Annotated in this window: 17 protein-coding genes and 7 tRNA genes; 12 read left to right on the forward strand and 12 right to left on the reverse strand. The window is 66.1% G+C overall.

The annotated features are described in order from the left end of the window. Positions 1-29: 29 nt before the first annotated feature. The 7 genes from LFM09_RS00825 to LFM09_RS00855 form a co-directional block, all read right to left on the reverse strand. The gene (locus LFM09_RS00825) at positions 30-3122 is read right to left on the reverse strand and encodes a helicase HerA domain-containing protein (RefSeq protein ID WP_414094252.1); all 3093 of its coding nucleotides are present in this window, start codon (positions 3120-3122) and stop codon (positions 30-32) included. Further along, positions 3119-3676: a hypothetical protein gene (locus tag LFM09_RS00830; protein ID WP_414094253.1), complete on the reverse strand. Its 558-nt coding sequence runs from the start codon at positions 3674-3676 to the stop codon at positions 3119-3121. Before LFM09_RS00830 ends, LFM09_RS00825 begins: the two co-directional genes overlap by 4 nt. Positions 3677-3735: 59 nt before the next feature. Beyond that, positions 3736-5376, reverse strand: a complete 1641-nt coding sequence (locus tag LFM09_RS00835; protein WP_414094254.1) for a tyrosine-protein kinase family protein — start codon at positions 5374-5376, stop codon at positions 3736-3738. Beyond that, on the reverse strand, positions 5361-5969 hold the full coding sequence (locus LFM09_RS00840; protein ID WP_414094255.1) for a TIR domain-containing protein: 609 nt from the start codon (positions 5967-5969) through the stop codon (positions 5361-5363). The genes LFM09_RS00835 and LFM09_RS00840 overlap by 16 nt, the downstream gene beginning before the upstream one ends. A gap of 163 nt (positions 5970-6132) precedes the next feature. Beyond that, positions 6133-6204 (reverse strand) — tRNA-Val (locus tag LFM09_RS00845). A gap of 1 nt (position 6205) precedes the next feature. Further along, a tRNA-Cys gene (locus tag LFM09_RS00850) sits at positions 6206-6277 on the reverse strand. 42 nt (positions 6278-6319) lie between these two features. Beyond that, a tRNA-Gly gene (locus LFM09_RS00855) sits at positions 6320-6392 on the reverse strand. Positions 6393-6583: 191 nt separating this feature from the next. Here LFM09_RS00855 and LFM09_RS00860 point away from each other — a divergent pair. Further along, complete coding sequence (locus LFM09_RS00860) at positions 6584-7138, forward strand: WD40 repeat domain-containing protein (protein WP_414094256.1); 555 nt, start codon at positions 6584-6586, stop codon at positions 7136-7138. A 195-nt stretch (positions 7139-7333) separates the two neighbouring features. On the opposite strand, the gene LFM09_RS00865 is transcribed toward LFM09_RS00860, so the two are convergent. From LFM09_RS00865 to LFM09_RS00880, 4 genes are all read right to left on the reverse strand, one after another. Beyond that, positions 7334-7405 (reverse strand) — tRNA-Val (locus tag LFM09_RS00865). A 1-nt stretch (position 7406) separates the two neighbouring features. Next, positions 7407-7478: transfer RNA gene (locus LFM09_RS00870), tRNA-Cys, on the reverse strand. A gap of 42 nt (positions 7479-7520) precedes the next feature. Then, a tRNA-Gly gene (locus tag LFM09_RS00875) sits at positions 7521-7593 on the reverse strand. Positions 7594-7698: 105 nt separating this feature from the next. After that, on the reverse strand, positions 7699-8124 hold the full coding sequence (locus LFM09_RS00880) for an SsgA family sporulation/cell division regulator (protein WP_030477975.1): 426 nt from the start codon (positions 8122-8124) through the stop codon (positions 7699-7701). 256 nt (positions 8125-8380) lie between these two features. Between LFM09_RS00880 and LFM09_RS00885 the strand changes: the two genes are divergently transcribed. The 4 genes from LFM09_RS00885 (at position 8381) to LFM09_RS00900 (ending at position 10353) form a co-directional block, all read left to right on the forward strand. After that, on the forward strand, positions 8381-9001 hold the full coding sequence (locus LFM09_RS00885) for an RNA polymerase sigma factor (RefSeq protein WP_414094257.1): 621 nt from the start codon (positions 8381-8383) through the stop codon (positions 8999-9001). Then, positions 8998-9780, forward strand: coding sequence for an anti-sigma factor domain-containing protein (locus LFM09_RS00890; RefSeq protein ID WP_414094258.1), 783 nt, complete (start codon positions 8998-9000; stop codon positions 9778-9780). The genes LFM09_RS00885 and LFM09_RS00890 overlap by 4 nt, the downstream gene beginning before the upstream one ends. 22 nt (positions 9781-9802) lie before the next feature. After that, on the forward strand, positions 9803-10225 hold the full coding sequence (locus LFM09_RS00895) for a TIGR02611 family protein (protein ID WP_414094259.1): 423 nt from the start codon (positions 9803-9805) through the stop codon (positions 10223-10225). A 56-nt stretch (positions 10226-10281) separates the two neighbouring features. Next, a tRNA-Val gene (locus LFM09_RS00900) sits at positions 10282-10353 on the forward strand. 77 nt (positions 10354-10430) lie between these two features. Here the strand turns inward: LFM09_RS00900 and LFM09_RS00905 are convergent. Continuing rightward, positions 10431-11081, reverse strand: coding sequence for a site-specific integrase (locus LFM09_RS00905; protein WP_414094260.1), 651 nt, complete (start codon positions 11079-11081; stop codon positions 10431-10433). 411 nt (positions 11082-11492) lie between these two features. On the opposite strand from LFM09_RS00905, the gene LFM09_RS00910 reads away from it, so the two are divergent. From LFM09_RS00910 to LFM09_RS00940, 7 genes are all read left to right on the forward strand, one after another. Then, complete coding sequence (locus LFM09_RS00910) at positions 11493-11618, forward strand: hypothetical protein (RefSeq protein ID WP_414094261.1); 126 nt, start codon at positions 11493-11495, stop codon at positions 11616-11618. A 295-nt stretch (positions 11619-11913) separates the two neighbouring features. Beyond that, the gene (locus tag LFM09_RS00915) at positions 11914-12669 is read left to right on the forward strand and encodes a class I SAM-dependent methyltransferase (RefSeq protein ID WP_414094262.1); all 756 of its coding nucleotides are present in this window, start codon (positions 11914-11916) and stop codon (positions 12667-12669) included. A gap of 1180 nt (positions 12670-13849) precedes the next feature. After that, positions 13850-14155 carry a type VII secretion target gene (locus LFM09_RS00920; protein WP_414094263.1) on the forward strand — a complete coding sequence of 102 codons (306 nt, stop codon included), beginning with the start codon at positions 13850-13852 and terminating at the stop codon, positions 14153-14155. Next, complete coding sequence (locus LFM09_RS00925; protein ID WP_414094264.1) at positions 14152-15432, forward strand: WXG100 family type VII secretion target; 1281 nt, start codon at positions 14152-14154, stop codon at positions 15430-15432. Before LFM09_RS00920 ends, LFM09_RS00925 begins: the two co-directional genes overlap by 4 nt. Further along, on the forward strand, positions 15429-15911 hold the full coding sequence (locus tag LFM09_RS00930) for a hypothetical protein (protein WP_414094265.1): 483 nt from the start codon (positions 15429-15431) through the stop codon (positions 15909-15911). Before LFM09_RS00925 ends, LFM09_RS00930 begins: the two co-directional genes overlap by 4 nt. Before the next feature lie 1003 nt (positions 15912-16914). Then, positions 16915-20064, forward strand: coding sequence for an efflux RND transporter permease subunit (locus LFM09_RS00935; protein ID WP_414094266.1), 3150 nt, complete (start codon positions 16915-16917; stop codon positions 20062-20064). Beyond that, the gene (locus LFM09_RS00940) at positions 20057-20497 is read left to right on the forward strand and encodes a hypothetical protein (RefSeq protein WP_414094267.1); all 441 of its coding nucleotides are present in this window, start codon (positions 20057-20059) and stop codon (positions 20495-20497) included. Before LFM09_RS00935 ends, LFM09_RS00940 begins: the two co-directional genes overlap by 8 nt. The last annotated feature ends 2 nt before the right edge of the window (positions 20498-20499 follow it).

Raw genomic sequence — 20499 nt, forward strand, 5'->3', positions numbered from 1 at the left:
CGGTGCCCCCTCGGGGACACCGCCCTTTCTCACTGCTTCCTGGCTCGCTCCACCACTTCCTCGAGCCGCAACGGGCTGGGCGGGTGATGACTCAGGCACAACGGCGCCCGCATCCGCCGGAACCCGAACCCGTCCCCGGTGACGTAGAACTGCCCGCGCTCCAACCGTGAGATGTCCGCGATCGAACTCCCCTTGGCCCGCGCCATGTCCGTGGCCGCGGCGATCTGCGCCGGACTGTTCAACCGCCCGAAGAACTGCGTGGTGGCGTTACCGGTCACCTGGTTGTGCACCCCCTTGGGCGCCTGCGTGGCGAGCAACAGCCCCAACCCGTACTTGCGAGCCTGCGAGGCCAGCAAGATCGTGGTCTGCAAACTGGCCGTGGCCCCACCGGACGGCGCGATCATCTGCGCCTCGTCCATCACCATCAGCCCACCGAGCGGCCGATCGACCGCCGGGTTCCGCTTGATCCAGGCGAACACCTCCAACTGCAACTGACTGATGAACCCCTGCCGCTGCTCCTCCGACGGCAACCCGACAAAACTGATCACCGAAACCCGAGCCCGCTTACCCTGCGCCGGCGTGAGCAACACTCCGGGATCAGTCGGTTCCCCCTGCCCACCAAGCAACGGATCGTTGACCATCGCGGCCCTGAGCGTCTCGGCCAGATCAGCAGCCGTAGCCGCCGCCGAGTTCAACTTGCTGACCCCGTCCGGCAACTCCGCCAGCAGATCCACGAGCCCGTTCAGGTCACGCCGATCCTCCCGCGCATACCTCTTGAGCGCCTCCCGAAGCACAGCCCGCCCTCTAACGGCGAACTTCGTCTCATTGGCAATCCGCGCGTGCGGCACCAACCGCGCCACCGCAGCCTCCACGGCAGCGCTGAACTCGTCCTCATCTCCCCGCACCTCAGCGAAGTCCGGCAAGGGATGAAAACTCAACGGCCGACCACCCGCCCGCCCCGGTGTCCACACGACAACCTCGGTGTTCGCGACGTACTCGGCAGCCTTCGCCTCGTCCCCGGCCCGCCACTCCCCCGGCACCTCGGGCCAGGCATCCCCGAGCCGCGCCAGGTCGTTGTTGGGGTCCAGCACGATCGCCGAAACCCCTTGCAACGCACACTCTTCAACGATCCGGCGCAACAACACCGTCTTGCCACTACCCGAGCCCGCGAACACGATCGCGTGCTTGCGCAACGACTCCAGCTCGATCCGGATCTCCCCGTCCATCCCGAGCACGATCTCGCCGGCACTTTCCAGCTTCGACCGCGGCTTCGGCGGAGGTCGTGTCTCCTGATGGCTCGCCGCGGTCCGCTCCTGATCCGGCAGCACCGACCGCAGGAACGCGGTGCCGCTGGCAGGTTTCCGCGCCACCAGCCAGGCCAGCAGCTGGTGGGTCTGGACCGCGCAGATCTCCTTGAGCGCACTGAACGTCCGCAGATCGTCGTCGGTGATGTCGACACACCGGCCGCCCGCGCGCTCCAGGTCGGCGACCATCTGCTGGGTCACGGCGCCGTTCCAGCCCTTGACCCCGTTGCGAATGATGATCAGATGCCTGCCCCGCCCACCACGGGACCCTTCCGCGGCAGCACGGGCGTCACGCAGCTTGCGCAGCACCCGGTTGCCGTGGCTGCTCGCGATGAACCGCATGCCCCAGCGTTCCTGGATGTCCAGCTCCTCGTTGACGGTGAGCCGCAGACCCGCGTGCAGCCGCATGTCGTCCGAGTGCGGTTCGGGATGCCACTTCAGGTCGTCGTTGCCGACCTCGGTGATCCAGGACTTCAGCCCGGCCAGGAGCAACGCCGGCAACACCTCGTCCTCGTTGGACTGCCTGATGTCCGCGGCGGTGATCTCGGCCGTCTGCTTCAGCTGCGCGAACCTGGCATCGAACTCGGCCATGTAGTCCGGCTCCGGCCCCGCGACCACCGGCGCGGTCACGACCTCGGTGGGCTGCGGCTCGCCGAACGAGCCCAGTTCCCTGATCTCACCGTACAAACAGGCTTCCGCGTGCTGGTGCACCCGCTTGAGCAGCTGGCGAGGCGTGCGGTTCGCCCAGTTCGCCGGGTCGAAGGCGCTACGCGCCACCGGCCAGGTCGAGTGCGGCGGCACGATCCCGTTGCGCTGGTAGATCACGCCGAGCCACTTCTCGACCAGCTTCCTGCCCAGCGCGGGATCAGCGATCGAGGCCAGGATCGGGGTCGTGGTGAAGCGGTCCTCGACAGTGTCGCTCGCGACCGACTTCAGCATCTTCCACGTGTTGGGCAGACACGCCACCACCGTGATGGTGCGCCGAGTGGTTTCGCGGAGCTGCATCAGACCATCCGAGATGTCGACGAGCTCCTGCACCAGCTCGGGGTTCGTCACCACCTCGCCGGTCACGTCCTGGCTCTTGTTGACCAGCGTGTCCAGCTGGTCGACGGCGATGACGCACGGGCCGGTCATCGCGAGGACGCGGGAGACGTCCCTCACGATGGTCCTGGACGAGTTCGCCTCGGAAGGCAAGCCCCAGCGGCGGCGTTCGTCGCTCGACTCGTCCACTCCCTTCAGGTAGGACTTGCCGACGTCCGAGTGCTCCGAGGCGTACAACACGAGCGCCCGGATGCTGTCTCCGCACTCCACCGCGATGCGACTGTCCACTTTGCGCAGTCCACCGAGGAAGGTGCTCAGGTGATCGGGCATCAGCTTCGACTCACCTGTGATGGCACTGGCGACCTCGGCCGGCACGTCGGCACCGAGACACAACTGGCGGAGCAACACCGTGAGCTGAATGTCGCCCTCGTCGTTGGCCCTGCGCAGCTCACTGCGCATGGCATCGGCGACGTCGTCCCAGAACGCCTTGCCCGACGTGACCTCGACCAGGAAGAAGTAGCCGCCCTGCTCCTGGACAGTGCGGCGCACCGAGCCCAGCAGGTGCGTCTTGCCGACGCCCTTCTCCCCCTGCAGCACCAGACCGCCGATGCTCGGCCCGACGCTGGCCCTGGCATCCGCGATGCCCGCCCGCAGCCGATGTTCCGCCCTCGTGTGCAGACCCTCGATGTGGAAGGGCGAGGCGTGCCAGACGTCGTCGGGAGTCTCGGCCGAGTTGAAGCGCACGACCGCCAGCGCCTCGCGCAGCTGCTCGGTCATGATTCCTCGATCGCCATGAGGTGCTTGTCCTCGCCGCCGATCCGGATCGCGGCCGCGTGGTCCTCCTCGGTCAGCATCTTGCGGTTCGAGTCGGGCACCAGGTGGGTGGTGCCGGTCTTGACCATCTTGAGCAGGGTCTCGTCCACCTCGTCGCGGTCAGCGCCGTTGAGCCGCGGCCGGATCCTGGCAAGCCGGACCCAGTCCTGAAAGCCGTCACCCAGCTCCAAGTAGACCTGCCGGATCAGCTCTTGCAGGCCCCGAGATCGGATCGCCTCGGCCAACAGTCCGCGTTCGCGCAGAAAGGGAACCATGCGCCGCAGCAGTTCCTGGTTCACCCGCGCCTGCGGCCCGACACGAGAGGGCAGTTCACTCTCGACGAGATGGGTCATGCACCAGTCGATGCCCTTGTCGGTGATCTTGTGGACGAACCGCCGCCCTTCCTTCCACGTCTCCAGGAGCTTGTCGCGGTTCACCGGCTCGCGGTCCTTGGGTACGAGCGAGATCTTGTAGGTCTCCTTCAGCTCCACGTTGGGCACTTCGCGATTGGCCAGCATGATGACCAACAGTGCCGACTTGGCGCTGGTTGCGTACTTCTCCGGCATCACGCCGCCTTTCAGTCGGTGAACGCGTTGATTCGTCGCTCGATCCGGGCGAGCAGTGCGGTCGCCTCGGTGCGCAGCTGCGCCGGTACCGCCACTTCGGCCCCGCTCCGGTGCGGCTTGCTCAGCAGCAGCAGGTCGGCCGACATGTCGCGCAGCAGGTCCATGTCGCCGACGTCGAAAGCGCCTGCCATACCGCGCACGGTGTCCTCGACGAGCGCGAACCTCCCCGCATACGGCAGCTGCTCCGGCAACTCACGCAGCGCTGCCTCGGCGTCCCTCAACGCTTCCTGGTCCCGCTCGGGCTCGGGCGCGGGGGTCGCCATGATCAGGTCGTGCAGTTCCCTCGCCACCTGCACGGGCCGCGAGGACTTTTCGAACTCCAGGTGCCGGAGGCTGCGCAGGAATCCCGGCAGCAGCTCGCGGTTCGTACCACGAGTGACCAGGCAGAACATTTGTCTCTGCGCACCGTCCGGCCCAAGTGCGCGGCGTGCGAACCGTTCCGCTTCAGAGAGCTGCCACCGGCTCAACGCTCCGTCGATGACAAGGCACAGGTGCTCTGCCGGGTCGCCGGTCTGGTCGAGGATCTCCGGATCACCGGACACGGACCTGTCCGCCTTCACCCCGAGCAGCCGCAGCTCGGTGATCAGCTCGGTGCTCGTGCGCCACAACGTCCTCGGAGACGACACCAACAGATCCAGGTCGAAGTTGCGGCGTCGTGAGCGTGCGGCCGCCACGTAGGCGTCGCGGTTGTCGGCCAGCAGGTCCGTGCGGTCGAACTCGTGCGCGATCACCGCGGCGACCGTCTCGAGCGCGAACGAGATCTGGTTCGGTGACGGAGACTTCTCCTCCAGCACGGGCAACAGCTCGCCGAAGCTCCAGTACGAGACGTATGGCACCGTGAGGTGACGCAGCATCAGGTCCGGCTGCACGCTCTTGACCAACCAGTTGCGGAAGAGCGGGGCCACCACCTTGGCGGACTTCTTCTGCCAGTCCGCTGCCCGCTCGTACTCGACGGTGTTGTCCAGCCGGGACAGGAGGGGCATCACCTGGTGCCGCGGCCGGTCGTAGGGCAGCCGGTCCCTCGCCTGGTCCGCGAGATGGGCGATGTCGACGACGTCGTTGAGGTTCTGGTCGTTGGCGGTGAACACCACCACGAGCCGATCGGGCAGTTGCGCGGTGCAGATGCTCGCGATGTCCGAGACACCGGTGCGACTGTCGAGCAGCACGAAGTCGTACTTGGCGATCCACTCGGCGCGGCGTTCTTCCAGGAACTCGGCGAACCCGTCCTCGTACAACGCCTCCCAGTTGATCTCCTGCATCCTGGGCGCGTAAGAGGGCCCGAGCCGGCCGTCGACGACCTTGCCGGCGGCCATGAGGTCGAGCACACCGCCTTCGACGTCGACACGAACGGTGTGGGAGGCGGGATACTCGACTCTTTGGATGAAGTCGTAGGCGAGATCGACCACACCGCTGCGCGGCATCTCCGAAAGGTGTGGGCGGAAGTAGAGGTGAAGACCCGGAGCTTCCAGGTCCCAGTCGACCACGAGCACCCGATAACCCCAGCGTGCAAGCAGCACCGCTGTGTTGGCCAGGGTGAAGCTCCGCCCGACGCCGCCTTTGTAGGAGTAGAACGTGATCACGGTTCCGGACATGGCTTGAACCTCGGTAAGGGCGGGCGCGGGGTGACGATCGGGTCGGGACGTTCGACGATCGGCCAGTCCTCCTGCCAGGCAGGCACCTGTTCGACCAGCTCGACGAGATCACGTGCCAGTTGTTTCACTTCTTTGTGGAAGTGGATGTAGTCGACCGTCTGCTGGTACACCGGATCAGGATGCGCAAATTCCTTGAAGTCGTGCCATTTGCGCATCCGTTCCGTCTCCGGGAAGTTTTCCGAATCCGAGAACAGGATCGGGTAGATCAGCCCTTGCGGGATCTTGGCGCTGGCGAACCCGAGCATCTCCTCCCGCGCCCGCATGCTGTCCAGCTCCGACATGCACCAGCCTGACCGGTAGTAGCTCGGCGTCATGACCTGGATCATGATCTTGCTGTGCCGCAGCGAGGTCTGCAGGTTGTGAGCCCACTCCACGGCCTTCGGCATGTGGCGGTCCATGTATATCCGCGGTGCGGGGGCGCACTCGTCGGCGAGGCAGTCCTTGAGCTTGTTGTAGAAATGGTTGAGCAGCCATTTCTGCACATTGCCCTCACGGCTGTAGCTGATGAAGAAATCGAACTCGTAACCGGACACAGCACTCAACGGTAGAGGCCGCACCCCTGTCGATAAAAGACAAAAAAGTGGGCATTTTCGGCCGTTCCGACCAAAAATTGGACAAAAACTGGGCTTCTAGCAGTTCTGCCCTCGAACAGCAAGAAGCCCCCGATCACGTTCGATCGAGGGCTTCCTGGATGAGTGGACGATACTGGGATTGAACCAGTGACCCCTACCGTGTCAAGGTAGTGCTCTCCCGCTGAGCTAATCGTCCGAGGCGGAGACGGGAATCGAACCCGTGTACAGGGCTTTGCAGGCCCTTGCCTAAGCCACTCGGCCACTCCGCCAGGAGCATGACTCCACAGCGGACGACCACTGGGGAACCACAGAGCGGATGACGAGACTCGAACTCGCGACCCTCACCTTGGCAAGGTGATGCGCTACCAACTGCGCTACATCCGCGTGCTCCGCAGGTTTCCCTTGTGGGGTTTCCCGTGGCGCGAGAGGAACTGTATCCGACGTCCCTGGCGACTTCCAAATCGGCTGATCTTGGGCTTCCGGCGGCCCCGAGCGCGTTCGCGAGTCACCTCTCGTCGCCTGGTCGTTGTTACGACATGATCCGACATGAGCCAGGTTGAGGGCATCTGCTCACGTTGACCGGCCACGCCGGCGAAGTGAACGCTGTCGCGTTCAGCCCCGACGGATCTCGGCTCGCCGCCGTCGGCAACGACCAGACCGTGCGCCTGTGGGCCGGCACCACCGGCGAACAGCTTCGCACCCTCACCGGGCACACCAGCGAAGTGAACGCCGTCGCGTTCCGCCTGGACGGCGGCAGGCTCGCGACCATCGACGACGATCATTCCGTGCGCGTGTGGGACAGCGCGACGGGCGAACACCTACTCGTCCTCGAATGCGACGGATCAGTCGCGTGGGGCGGCAAGAACGCCGTGATCTTCAGCCCGGACGGCACGTGGTTGGCCACTGGTGACGGCGAGGGCCGAGTACGCATCTGGGACAGCGAGACAGGAGAACGGCTGTTCGACCTGGACCTCGACCACAGCGGCGAGGTGCGCACCCTGACCTTCAGCCCGGACGGCCGTCAGCTCGCCACCGCCTGCGACGACGGCACTACGCGAGTCTGGGACTTCGACGGCGACAAGCTGCTGTGGCTCGCCGCCCAGTTCCCGGACGGGGCCGCCGCGTCGTAGTCGCCGGCCGAGGATCGTCTGATCGCGACGATCGGGGACGCCTGGAGGTATCTGCGCGCCGCGTGCTTCGACGAGCGGGGTCGCGAAGTCGGCCTGCGGCCGCACGAGCGGTATTACTCGATGCCGCGGCACGAATAGGGCCAGGAACGCCGAATGGCTCCGACCAAGTCTGGTCGGAGCCATTCACGCTTCGAGTGGACGATACTGGGATTGAACCAGTGACCCCTACCGTGTCAAGGTAGTGCTCTCCCGCTGAGCTAATCGTCCGAGGCGGAGACGGGAATCGAACCCGTGTACAGGGCTTTGCAGGCCCTTGCCTAAGCCACTCGGCCACTCCGCCAGGAGCATGACTCCACAGCGGACGACCACTGGGGAACCACAGAGCGGATGACGAGACTCGAACTCGCGACCCTCACCTTGGCAAGGTGATGCGCTACCAACTGCGCTACATCCGCGTACATCACTGACTTCGTGATGTTGAAACAACCTTATACGAGGGGTTCAAGCGGGTTTCACCGGGGGTACCCGCACCGCCTTCACGGGCCCCCTACCTCGGATTTTCAGCTGAGGTCGTTCGAGATGAGGTGCGTGAGCGCCTCGTCGACGTTGACCCACAGGTGCTCGTTGCCCGGCACGACGACGTCGTAGGTCCGGTCGAGGAAGTCTGCGAGTTCCTGGGCGGACGCCTCGAACATGGCGTGCCCGGAAGGCGAGCTCAGCTCGATCACGACGACCTCGGGGTCGTCGGCAGCCGGGCGGATCCGGACGTCACCGTCACCGGCGTCGGCGATGAGACCGTCGGCGAGCAGGTCGCGGGCGTACACCCACTCGACCCAACCGGCGCGGCCGGTCCGGAACGCGGCCACGACCGCGTACGGGTCCTTCGTGTCGTATCGAAGCTCCACCTGGACCGGAACCGCAGGGGTCCTCGGCGCCAGCAGGTCGAAGACCGCTGTCGAGCGGAGCGTCACGTGGTCGTTGCGCATCGTCGTTACCCTCTTCTCCCTTCCCGGTCAATGAAACGACCGAGCACCTTAGTTGTGACGTGCATGTGGCGAGGAACGCTCAGGAATCGGGCGCAGATCACCCCATCGGGTCAGCTTCACTGCGCACAGCGACCGCTTGCACGCGCTCCGTGTCCTCCTCGTCCGTTAGCCCGCGTTCAGCCACTCCCATCTTGCTGGGTCTAACCTGAACCCGGTACCGGCTGTTGCGCGAATGTTGGACGTGAGGACATCTCTGGTGGCTGACTCGCCCGGCCCATCCGCCGCGTCACGCGACGGCCGGCCGACCGATTTCGAGCTCGTGCAGAGGCTCGCACAGGGCGATCGGTCAGCGTTCGGTGAGCTGTACGACAAGTACGGCACACCAGCATATTCGCTGGCCAGACGCATCTGCGTGGACCCCGACCTGGCCGAGGACGTGGTTCAGGAAGCCTTCCTCGGCCTCTGGCGGCACCCTGCCAGGTTCGACCCCACGCGCGGAAGTTTCGGCACCTGGTTGATGACTCTCGTTCACCACCGCGCGGTGGACGCCGTACGTAAAGAGAACACGCAGCGTCGTCGGACTGTTCCCCTCACCGACGACGTCTCACCACCGGTCGAAGGCTCCGAACACGAAGCGTTGACGAGCGTGGTGAGTGCCGAGGTCAGGGCGGCCCTGCGGACGTTGCCGGAAGAGCAGCGCCAAGTGATCGCCCTGGCCTATCTGGGCGGCTACACGCAGTGCGAAGTGGCGAAGCTGACCGGCGTACCGCTGGGCACTGTGAAATCGCGCACGTTCGCGGCGATAAGACGCCTGAGAGGCACGTTGGGGAACTTGTGGGCCGGCGAGACCGGCGAGACGACAGGAGTCCACCGGTGAACGGCGAGTTGTGCCCCCACGAGGAGCTCGCGGTCGGCTGGGCGATGCACTCCTTGGAACCCGACGAGGAAGCAGTGGTCCGCGACCACCTCCCGACCTGCCCGACGTGCCAGCGCACGGTGCGGGCGACCCAGGAGGTCCTGGCGGGCATCGGCGGCGCAGTCCGCCAGGAGCAGCCACCACCCCGCCTGCGCGCGAGGCTGATGCAAGAGATCGAACACATCCCGCAGGACGTGCCAACCCCGCACACCCCGCGCCACGCGGCCCCGACTCCCCTGCGCCCGCAACACGGCCGCCGCACCGGCCGCGTCCTGCTGGCCGCAGCCGCAGCCCTCGCAGTCCTGGCAGGCGGCGGCTACCTGGGCACCCGCGTGAACCAGCTGTCGGGCGAGGTCACAGCCGCCGAAGCCCGCACCGACGAACTGAGCAAGGCCCTCTCCCTGGCCGCCGACCCGTCCACGAACAGGGCGGTCCTGCGCAGCGGCTCCGGCGACGACGTGGCCATCGTCCTGTCGAACCCGAACTCCGGCGCAGTGATGCCGATGAACCTGAAACCGAACGACTCAGGTCACGTATACGTAGTTTGGGGTGCAAGTACGAAAGCGCCGGTACCGTTGGCGATGTTCGACGTGCGCCCAGGCTCGACCGACCCGCTGCTGCTGGCCTGGCCGTCCGACGCGCACAACCACAAGACCTTCGCGGTGTCACTAGAACCCGGTCGCCAGCTCCCACCGAAGCCCTCGGAGGTCCTGGCATCGGGCCAGGTTGCACCCGCCTGAGTCCCAACAGGATGATCGACACATGACCAAGCCCGACGTGAAGCCCGACGAGCACAAGGGCTGGCGCCACTGGTTCCACCGCAACCCGGCGCTGAACCTCGCCTACCGCATCGGCGTGGGCGTGATCGGCGGCCTCGTGCTGATCGCGGGCATCATCATGATCCCGTACCCGGGCCCAGGCTGGCTGGTGGTCTTCGCGGGCCTGGCAATCCTCGCCACCGAGTTCGAGTGGGCAGGCCGAGTCCTGCAGTTCGCCAAGCGCTACTACGACCGCTGGGTCGAGTGGCTCAAGCGCCAACCCGCCTGGGTCCGCGGCCTGGTGATGGCAGGCGTCTGCGGCATCGTGCTCGTCACCTGCTACTTCCTCAACGTGTTCGCGCTGGTCGGCGGCTGGTTCGGCGTGGAGTGGAGCTGGTTGCAGAGCCCGATTTTTGGTTCTCGTTGATGATGTTGTAGGCTATGGCCACACCGCGAGAGCGGGACAGCAACACAACAGAACACGGGCGTTTAGCTCAGCGGGAGAGCGCTTCGTTCACACCGAAGAGGTCACTGGTTCGATCCCAGTATCGCCCATTGCAGGTCAGAGGCCCGGAGCCATTCACGGCTCCGGGCCTCTGGCGTTGTTGCAAGCAGCGAAGTACAGCAGCACCTCAAATGTCGAGGCTTTCACTCAGCTGCTGTAGCGCCTTCCGCGTCGTCTCGTCCGAGACCTCGGTGTAGATCTCCATCGTGACCTTCACATTCGCGTGCCGCAGAATGCGCATGACCACCCGAGGGTGCACGTTCAACTCCGCGAGCAGAGACGCACAGCTCCGTCGACCGTCGTGCACGGTGATCTTGGGAACGCATGCCTTCTCGCATCGGCGGTCCCATGATCGGTTGAAGTTGCGCGGCTCGATCGGCGTGCCGTGCCGGGTGGTGAACATCAGGCCGCTTTCGTGCCATGCCACATCCGCCTCCGCCTTGTCCGCCGCACGCTGCTTCCTCCTGAGCCTCACGGCCGTGGCCGCGATCGGTGGCATCGGCAACGAGTCGTCAGAGGCTTCGGTCTTGGTCTCGCGGTACAGGAGCTGACTACGCACCCGTTGCAGCTGCCACCCGATGTCGAGGAGCTGCTCGACCTCGTCGACCGCGTCCTCGGGCAAGCCGAGCACCTCACCCTTCCGCATGGCCATGGCGACCACGAGCACGTACGCCGCATAGAACGGATCATCGTCCTTGCGCGCCGACACCAGGAACGTCTTCGCCTGCTCCGTCGACCACCGCTTGCGTTTGGCCCCTGCGGGGTCGCTGTGTCGCACTGCTTATCCCGTCCGGCAAGGGGCTTAACGGCCCCGCCTCTTTGTCGCTCGGGCAAGCAGGCGGGGCCCGGCCTTCGGCCACCCACCCGCGCCCGGCGACGGGAGGTAGGGCCTACCCCGACCGGACGGGACAGCGACCCACCGACCCAGCGGCCCCACAGGAACCGCGAGGACGAGTGAGAGGTCCCGCACCCATCTCCCTCCATCGTTAACGCCTGGACGGCGGTGCCAAGAGCGCTTCGCGTCGCTACGCGATGGCCTACGGCCACTCTTGACACCGCCGTCCATTCGCTAAGCGCAGCAGGGACAAGGGACCGGGGAGGTGTGGCACGTCTGCCCTGACGCGAGGCTGGACATGATCGGGTTTTTACCCGTCGCCAAGTGCCCAGATCGTCTCGTACGGCTGCGGACATGAACGGTCCTGAGCACTACGCAGCCGCCGAGAGATTCCTCAACATCGCCGCCGACCTCGAAGCAGGCGACCCTGAGGAGGTGTCGAAGCTTGCTGCTGCACAGGTCACGCAACCCTGGCGTTAGCCGCAGCCACAGCACTTGCGGCCATAGGGGATGCGGCGCCCGGACTGCCGGCGCTCACGATGAGCGTCGCCTGCCAGCGTTGTGGGACCACCACGTTGCCAGTCATGGGACCACCGACAGCAGCGCAGAAGTGGAACAGGACATCGCGCTGACGATTGGCAAACGCTGCGTTCCCGTACGGCCGAAATGCGGCATGCGCGGACGCGTTGCCCTTGCGAAAACCATTGGTGACCGACTTGCTCCGCTGATGTACTGATGGCCACCGTGAGTCTGCCGCGTGACGGAGGTAGTAGTTGTGAGCAGCTATAACGCGCTTGCCGAGGTGTACGAGTGGCTCATCTCGGATGCAAAGCTGGCTCCGGCCGAGTTCGCCGCGTCGTTCGACGACGTCCTCAGTCTTCTGCCGTCGAACGCTCACGTCCTCGATTGTTCGTGCGGGACCGGACAGTTGGCGGTTGGCCTCGCCGGTCTTGGCATGCACGTTGTCGCAACTGACGCCAGCGAAGCGATGGTTCGTCGGACTGCGGAGTTGTCTGAGGAGTTCGGGGCATCTGTCCGGACAGTGCGGGCGGACTGGCAAGAGTTGCCCGACCATTTCGATGACGACACCTTCGACATGGTGTTCTGCGTTGGCAACTCGCTGCACCATGCCGAGGGCGCGCGAGGCAGAGTTGCTGCTCTGGAGTCGATGTCACGGCTTCTGCGCCGTGGCGGGCGCTTGGTACTCACCTCCCGCACTTGGGAACTCGTCAGGGCCAAAGGTTCCCGACTGGACATCAGTGACCGACTCGTCCGCCGGAACGGGCGCGATGCCGTCGTGGTCTACCGCTGGGACATTGCGCCCAACTGGGAGGACGAGCACCACATCGAGATTGCGATCGCGCAAGTGGATACGGCTGGGTCGGTTCTTGCCCGCTCGGAATTGCTGTCGAGCTGGCCCTACCGATACGAAGAACTCGAAGCCGAGTTGCACCGGGTCGGACTCCAGACGGAAATGAGCACGTTCAACCTTGAGGCCGAGAACTACATGGTGGTGGCGAGCAAGGTATAGACAGCGGGCTCTCAGTCCGTGGCCGGACCGCGCGGTTGCAACCAGGAGGCTTGCGTCCTCTCATCGGCATGAGCGGGCGTCGGAACTACATGCGGTGCCTTGGGGACACCACCTGGCTCTTGAGCGCGAGTGTGCACCTGGCCACGAAACCTAAACACTCAGTGGCTCAACCGAAGGTCTGCTTTGAGGCCGTTCAGGTCCGTTGACCAGCCGTTTGGTGCAGTTGAGCGCGGTTGAGGTCGGTTCTAGGACTCCTTCTGTGTGAACTATGGCACTGATACCGCGCTGACGTCTCGTACCGCTACGACGACTCCGGCAACGTCAAGCGAATCGCGGACTCGGTCAGCTCGGACACCCAGTGCTTCCAGACCGACTACCTGCGCCGGCTGACCGAAGCCTGGACTCCTGCCTCCGGTGATTGCACGGCCGTGCCGACTGTCGCCGGCCTCGGTGGTCCGTCTAAGTACTGGCATTCCTACAGCTACTACGTTGCGGGCGACCGCACGAAGCTGGTGGAGCACGGCACCAGTGCGGGTGAGCGCACGACGGACTACACCCTGACGGCGGGCAAGCACAGTTTGGCCAGCCTTGCCGACGTCAGACGGCCGATGCTGGTTGCTCGTGGTCGGCCACGGTCGGGGTGGTTGCTGTACTTTGCTGCTGTACAGCAGTGCGCTGACCAGGTGCTTCTTGCTGGGAGTCTACTTCTTCGCGACTCCGGCGGCAGCCTGCCAAGCCTTTGCGTCGGGGTCGGGCATCAACGTTGTCGTTTGCCACCGTCGTGGGACCACCGCGTTGCCAGTCATGGGACCACCGACTGCAGGTGATCCACTGAGAGAGCAGCTTCCAGATCTGCCTGAGGCCGGTCACAGCGACGGCAACCCAAACGTCCGGAAATGCCGATGAGCGGACGTTTCTGAGCGCAGTGCAGTCGTGTGTTTAGAACCGGGGCGTGCTCGGTGCGTTGCTGGGCGGCGCCTGGCGATACTCAGCCATTCGGGTCAGCGTGTCGATTCCGGCTACCTGGCGGAGGACGTTCGGAGCAGCGGCCCGAATGGTCGGCTCGTGCATGTTCCACACGCCCGGCGGGGTGCGAAACAGATCAGATCCACTATGGCCAGTTCACCATTCCGCTGCGCTGTTTGACGGCAAACGCTATGGTGCGATCGGAGGGGCAGCCATGGGGGGATACGAGGTAGACATCGCCGCGCTGCGCAAAGCCGCGGAGTCCGCGGTCAGCGCCGGCGAACAGGCGAAGCAGGTCAAGCTGGGTGAGGGCCCGGCCGAGATCCCGGCAGGCATGCGAGGCTCGCTGTCCGCGGCCACCGCGCCCAACCTGGCCAAAGCCTGGGACGCGAGGCTCGCCGCGTGGGCCGGCGAGATCACGAACTTCGCCGCCGACGTCCGCGCCGCCGCGGACCGCTACGAGAAGGACGAGAACGCCGCGGAGGACGACCTCTCGATCCTGGGCTGGTTGTTCAAATGACCTTCACCTACCACGACGTGCGCACCTGGAACTCGGGCGCGCTCGAGAGCGCGGCCGCCACCGTCAAGGCACGCAAAGACAAGATCATCGGCCTGCAGGACGAGCTCAACCTCGCGTTCGGCCCCGTCTACTGGCACGGCGACGCGGCGACGGCCGCACAGACCAAGCTCGCCGCCCTCGTCGACCGCGCAGAACACGTCGTCGCCGAAGCCGGCACCGTGCTGCGGACCCTGCACGACTCGGCCGACGCCCTCACCGCGCTCCGCCACGAGGTCGAGAACACCGACTCCACCGCAGCGTCCAACCAGTTCACCATCAGCGCTCAGGGCGACGTCGTCGACGAACGTCCGCCGGACGCGCAGGACACGCCGGAGAGCCTGCACCAGCGGGCCCGTCTCCGTGCTGAGCTCACCGAGGCCGTCGGCCGGATCCTGCGGGCGGCCCACGAGGTCGACGCGGTGCTCAACAGCGCGCTCACCAAAGCGGAGCAAGCGCAGATCTCCGACGGCGGCGCGACGAGCCTCGCCGAGGCGGACGTCAGCAACAAGACCAAGGACGGCCGCTACCGGATCGGCCCACCCGACCGTCCAGACATCAAGTTCGACGAGGACTTCGTCTACGACTCCAAGGAGTCCACGGCTGGTGACCATCTGGACAAGGCGAAGTGGCTCGCCAAGCTCCGCGGTGCCCAGGCGCTCGGCATGATGCCCGACGGCACCGAGATGTACGAGCACTACTGGAAGAACACCGGTGAGCCCAAGGAGTTCGACTACGAGAAGGCGTACCGCGACGACTCGGGCATCCGCCAGGGCGTCGACTCCGAGATCACCCGCGCCGCCGCTGCGGCCGAGGAGCTCATCCGCAGCGGCAACACCAACTTCCCGATGACAGGGCAGGCCTCGGTCGCCCAGCCCTACCCGACCACGGAGAACTGGCAGAAAGCGGTCGGCGGCTACCAGGTGTGGAGCCACTCCAACGTCCGGGTCGAGGGCAACAAGGTCACCATGGAGATCACCGTCAAGGCCGAGGACAGGTACAACTTCAACCGCGGCCAGGCCGACATCGCCACCGGTGCCGGCGACAACGAGAACGGCCGCTTCACCGAGATCGGCTGGGCCAAGCCGTTCGACACGCACGGCACGATCACCAGGACCGTCACCTGGGAGGTCGGCCACTCACCCGGTGGGCCGACAGGGGAGCCGGGCGACGATCGTGAGCCACGCGGGTCGGGCCGCGACCGGGGACCGACCCCCGACAATCCCAGGGAGCGCCGGTGACTTCCACCAGGTTGACCGCCGTGCTGCTGTGCGCGGTGCTAACCGCGGGCTGTCAGTCGTTGTGGAACGGAGGAACGAACGTGCGCACCACCGACGCCGCCGGCAAGTCCGGCACCGGCGAACTGCGAACCGACCTCGAGCCGCTCACCAAGCGGTTCGCGGCCCTGGGCACTCCGGAGCGGGCCCGCTGGATGTCGGGCACCCTCGGCTCCGACCGCGCACCAGGCCCGTCGACCTACTGGATCGATGCCGTGATCACGCTGCCGGAGAGCAAGATCGACGAGCTGAAATCCGCGTACAGCCCCGAGTCCGCAGGCAAGGCGCCGGACGTCGTCGATGGCCTGCGCGGTGAGCTGCCCAGCGGCAGCTTCCTCACCAGTGATCGGCTCGACCAGGCCTTCGCCGCCGACAAGTGGTTCGCCAAGGCCTACCTCGTGCCGGACGACCGCGCGCTCGTGCTCGTCGCCACCGGGAGCTGACGCCTACGGCACGTACCCGTTGCCGTTCCTGAGGTGCAGCTCGGCGCGGACAGCGTCGAGGTAGGTGCAGCCAGTGGTATAGAGATCCGCGCTCTCATGCCGCCGAGCGTGCACGCCGGCCTCAGTTGAGAAGCCGATGAGCCTTGGGAGCACGGAGTGGGAGCAGATTGGGAGCAACTCCGCGCATTGAACATGCCTAAACGGTCCTCAATGGACTTGAACGGACCCGCGCCAACCTGCAAGAGTCTCATTTCTGCAGGTCAGCGCGGCATCGGTGCCATAGTTCACACCGAAGAGGTCACTGGTTCGATCCCAGTATCGCCCATACCACCCGAAAGCCTCTGACCTGCAGACCTCTTGTTCCGGGGCCTCGGTAGTAAAAGTGGTAGTAAACCGGCGTAGTTCCACGTCAGACCTGTGGAGTGCCAAAAACACGGCCCGATAGGCCTGACCTGCGCATCAAGCAGCTGCAGGCGGCTTCCACGGCTACGGGACGATCACGGCCGGCAGGGCTAGGCGGCCGAACCAGCCGCGGCTGTGCGCCTTGGGCAATGGGATCTGACCCATCATGGACGAGCGCGCAAACCTCCGAGACATCCCTCTCCCGCGCACAGCACACCTCCGTGCACTCGGCAACGGCGTCGTCTCGCAACAAGCGGCCCACGGGACTTCACAACTGCTGAACGACCTTGTTGGCCATCTTCAACACGATCCAGTGTGCGGGCGTTCCGAGGACAACGCTGCAGCAGCGATGAACCGGAGCTCCCGGAACTGTCGGTGCTGAGAGCCACACTGACGGTTCAGTCCGCCGTTCACAGAGCTCGGTGGCGCGGTAAGACAGCGCCTCGTCAACGATCTCGGGTTGTGGCACCGAATTGTGGCGGCAAGGGGTTTGTTGAGCCCGGTGTGAGAGGGCTATGAGGCCGCTATGAGCGGTCTGTGACCGGGCAAGCCCATCGTCGCTCCATGCCCGCAAGGTCATCGGAGTGAGAGGTCCCCGGCCATGATGCGTTGGATCGTCGGGTCGAGTCAGAGGTACCGCCGTCTCGTCCTGGCGGTCGCGGTCGCCCTCATCGCGCTCGGCTTCGTGCAGCTGCGCAACAGCAATGTCGAGGCGCTGCCGGAGTTCGGGCCGGTTCGGGTGGACGTTCAGGTGGAGGCGCTGGGGCTCTCGGCGGAAGAGGTCGAGAACCTCATCACGAACCCCATCGAGAACGAGTTCTTCAACGGGATCCCGTGGCTCGCGAAGCTGGAGTCGCGCACCATTCCTGGTCTCACGTCGATGGAGATGACGTTCGAACCTGGCACGGATCCCATTCGCGCGCGGCAGGTCGTGCAGGAGCGGCTGACCATGTCGACCGCGCTGCCGCAGGCGTCGTCCAAGCCGCCGCTGGTGGTGCAGCCGCTGTCGTCCACCGGGCGGCTGATGATGGTCGGGATGTCGTCCAAGGACAAGTCGCTGATCGACATGTCGTTGCTGTCCCGGTGGACGGTCGTGCCGCGGCTGCTCAGCGTGCCCGGCGTGGCGAACGTCGCCATCTGGGGCTTCCGCGACCGGCAGCTGCAGGTGCAGGTCGATCCGTCGCAGCTCGCGAAGAACGCCGTGACGCTGGACCAGGTGCTGCGCACCTCGGCCAACGCGCTGTGGGTGTCGCCGCTGACGTTCGTCGAGGCGTCCACGCCGGGTCTGGGCGGCTTCGTGGACACGAAGAACCAGCGCATCGAGATCCAGCACAACCAGCCGATCAAGACGGCCAACGAGCTCGGCAAGGTGACGATCCAGGGCGCGGAGGACCGCGGCCTGAGGCTCGCCGACGTCGCTACGATCACCGAGGACCACCAGATCCTCATCGGCGACGCGGTGGTCAACGACCAGCCGAACCTGATGCTCGTCGTCGAGCGGTTCCCCGGTAGCAGCGTCTCCGAGGTCACCAGGAACGTCGAAGCCGCGCTGAACGAGCTCCGTCCGGGCCTGCCCGGTGTGCAGATGGACACGACGATCTACCGGCCCGCGTCGTTCATCGACCGGATGAAGGAGAACCTGGTCACCACCCTGCTCGTCAGCGGCCTCCTGCTGCTGCTCGTGCTCGGCGCGTTCCTCTTCCACTGGCGCAGCGCGCTGGTCAGCTTCGTCACGGTGGCGACGTCGGTGGCGGCCACGGTGCTCGTGTTGTCCTGGTTCGGGATTCCGCTGAACATGATGACCCTGGCGGGCCTGGTGATGGCGCTCGCCGTGGTGATCGACGACGCCGTCGTGGGCGTGGAGAACGTGCGTCGACGTCTGAAGGAGCGCACAGAGACGTCAACAGGGGCCGTCGACGTGATCGGCGCGGCGATCCTCGAGATGCGCGGGCCGTTGTTCGTCGCGGCGGTCATCACCGCGGTGTCGGTCGTGCCGCTGTTCGTGCTCGACGGCGTCAAGGGCGCGTTCCTCACGCCGGTGGCGATCGCCTTCCTGGTCGCGACCACGGTGTCGTTGCTCTGCGCGCTGACCGTCGCTCCGGTGCTCGCCACGGCGCTGCTGGCGAAGGAGTCGTTGGCGCACAAGCCTTCCCCGGTCGCCGAATGGCTGGAACGCGGATACGCCAGGGTGTTGACCACGTTCGTGACCTTCCGCGCTGCGGGGTACGCGCTCGCCGCGGTGCTGTTGATCGCGGCCGCGACCATGCTGCCGTTGCTCGTCTCGCAACCGCTGTCGCCGACGCTTCAGGAACGCGACCTGCTGATCAAGTGGGAGGCCGCGCCCGGTGCGTCGCGCCATGAGATGAACCGGATCACCTCAGCCCTCACCACGGAGTTGCGGGCGACGTCCGGCGTGCGCAACGCGGGCGCGCACACCGGCCGCGCGATGGCGTCCGACCAGATCGCCAACATCAACTCCGGTGAGGTCTGGGTCAGCATGCGGCCGGAGGCCAACTACGACAGCACGCTCAACGCCGTGCGCGGGGTCGTCGAGGGCTACCCCGGGATCCGCAGCGACGTGCTCACCTACTCGGACCGCCAGGTCCGCGACGTCCTCAGCCGTGGCAGCGCGGCAGACCTCGTCGTGCGCGTCTACGGCAACGACTACAACGTGCTGAACGACAAGGCGAACGAGGTGCTCGGCATCATCAAGGGTGTCGACGGCGTCGCCGACCCGCGGATCAACTCGACCGAGGTCCAGCCGACCATGGAGATCGAGGTCTTCGTGGACCGCGCGGCGAAGTACGGCCTCAAGCCCGGTGACGTCCGCAGGCAGTCCGCGACGCTGGTCGCGGCGACCGTCGCCGGCAACCTGTTCGACGACCAGAAGATCTTCGAGGTCGTGGTCTGGGGCAAGCCGGAGCTGCGGCAGAACCCCCACTCCGTCCAGAACCTGCTGATCGACGCGCCGACCGGCGGGCCGGACGGCGGCCCCACCCAGGTGAAGCTGAGCGAGGTCGCGGACGTCCGGGTCTCACCGAAGCCGGCGATGATCACGCACGACCAGGTGTCGCGCAGCATGGACGTCGTCGCCAACGTCCGCGGCCGCTCGCTCGACGACGTCACGGCCGCCGTGTCCGAACGGGTCAAGGGCGTGAGCTTCCCGCGCGAACACCACCTCGAGGTGCTCGGCGAGAGCCAGGCCCGGTCGGCGACGGACTTCCGCGTCTGGACCTACATCGCGGGTGCGGCAATCCTGATCTTCTTCCTGCTCCAGGCCGGCCTGCGCAGCTGGCGGCTGGCGACGCTGCAGTTCCTGCTGCTGCCGGTGGCGCTGTCCGGTGGCGTGCTGGCCGTCGTGCTCGATCGGAACTCGATGTCCGTGGCCGCGCTGCTGGGGCTGCTCGCCGTGCTGGCCGTGGCCGTGCGCACCGGTGTCCTGCAGATCGCGCATCTGCAGCGACTGAACGCGAACAGTCCGGATCTGGTCGTGCAGGCAGCACGCGAGCGGTTCACCCCTGCGGTGACGGGTCTGCTGGCGACCGGCCTCGTGCTCGTGCCGTTCGTGGTCTACGGCGCCGTGACCGGGCTCGAGATCCTCGCACCGCTCGCGTTGATCGTGCTGGGCGGGCTGTTCACCACCGCGCTGGTGAACCTGTTCGTGCTGCCCAACCTCTACCCCCAGTTCGCCGCCCAGGAGGCGACAGATGACCAGGAGAAGACTGGTGCCCAGGAGAAGACCGATGTCTAGCCAACGATGGGCCGCGGCGACCCTGGTCGTGCTCGGGCTCGCAGCAGCGGGGTGCAACGCCACCACTTCGGCCAGCGACGCGCCGCAGGAGAAGCCGGCGAAGGTCGAGGCCGTCCAGGGCAAGAACGTGAAGAGCGTGACTCTGACCGAACAGGCGATGAAGCGCGTCGGCGTGGAGACGACCACGGTCACCGCCGCCGCCACCGGGACGGTCGTGCCCTACCAGGCGGTGCTCTACACACCGGACGGCAACACCTGGGTCTACACCGTCACCGCGCCGCGCCAGTACATGCGCGAGCAGGTCACCATCGCGAACGTGGGCGGCAGCGCGGGCTCCGAGGCGTTCCTGTCCTCGGGCCCCGCGGCGGGCACCACGATCGTCAAGACGGGCCTCATCGAGCTGTACGGAACCGAACTCGGTGTCGGGAAGTAGCC

Source organism: Lentzea alba (assembly GCF_047445655.1).
Taxonomy (GTDB): Bacteria; Actinomycetota; Actinomycetes; order Mycobacteriales; family Pseudonocardiaceae; genus Lentzea; species Lentzea alba_A.

What these genes read in the sequence shown, in the direction of transcription:
- LFM09_RS00825 (WP_414094252.1), bottom strand. Translation starts at nt 3,122, where the DNA reads ATGACCGAGCAGCTGCGCGAGGCGCTGGCGGTCGTGCGCTTCAACTCG.
- LFM09_RS00830 (WP_414094253.1), bottom strand. Translation starts at nt 3,676, where the DNA reads ATGCTGGCCAATCGCGAAGTGCCCAACGTGGAGCTGAAGGAGACCTAC.
- LFM09_RS00835 (WP_414094254.1), bottom strand. Translation starts at nt 5,376, where the DNA reads ATGTCCGGAACCGTGATCACGTTCTACTCCTACAAAGGCGGCGTCGGG.
- LFM09_RS00880 (WP_030477975.1), bottom strand. Translation starts at nt 8,124, where the DNA reads ATGCGCAACGACCACGTGACGCTCCGCTCGACAGCGGTCTTCGACCTG.
- LFM09_RS00895 (WP_414094259.1), top strand. Translation starts at nt 9,803, where the DNA reads ATGACCAAGCCCGACGTGAAGCCCGACGAGCACAAGGGCTGGCGCCAC.
- LFM09_RS00910 (WP_414094261.1), top strand. Translation starts at nt 11,493, where the DNA reads ATGAACGGTCCTGAGCACTACGCAGCCGCCGAGAGATTCCTCAACATC.
- LFM09_RS00920 (WP_414094263.1), top strand. Translation starts at nt 13,850, where the DNA reads ATGGGGGGATACGAGGTAGACATCGCCGCGCTGCGCAAAGCCGCGGAG.
- LFM09_RS00925 (WP_414094264.1), top strand. Translation starts at nt 14,152, where the DNA reads ATGACCTTCACCTACCACGACGTGCGCACCTGGAACTCGGGCGCGCTC.
- LFM09_RS00935 (WP_414094266.1), top strand. Translation starts at nt 16,915, where the DNA reads ATGATGCGTTGGATCGTCGGGTCGAGTCAGAGGTACCGCCGTCTCGTC.
- LFM09_RS00940 (WP_414094267.1), top strand. Translation starts at nt 20,057, where the DNA reads ATGTCTAGCCAACGATGGGCCGCGGCGACCCTGGTCGTGCTCGGGCTC.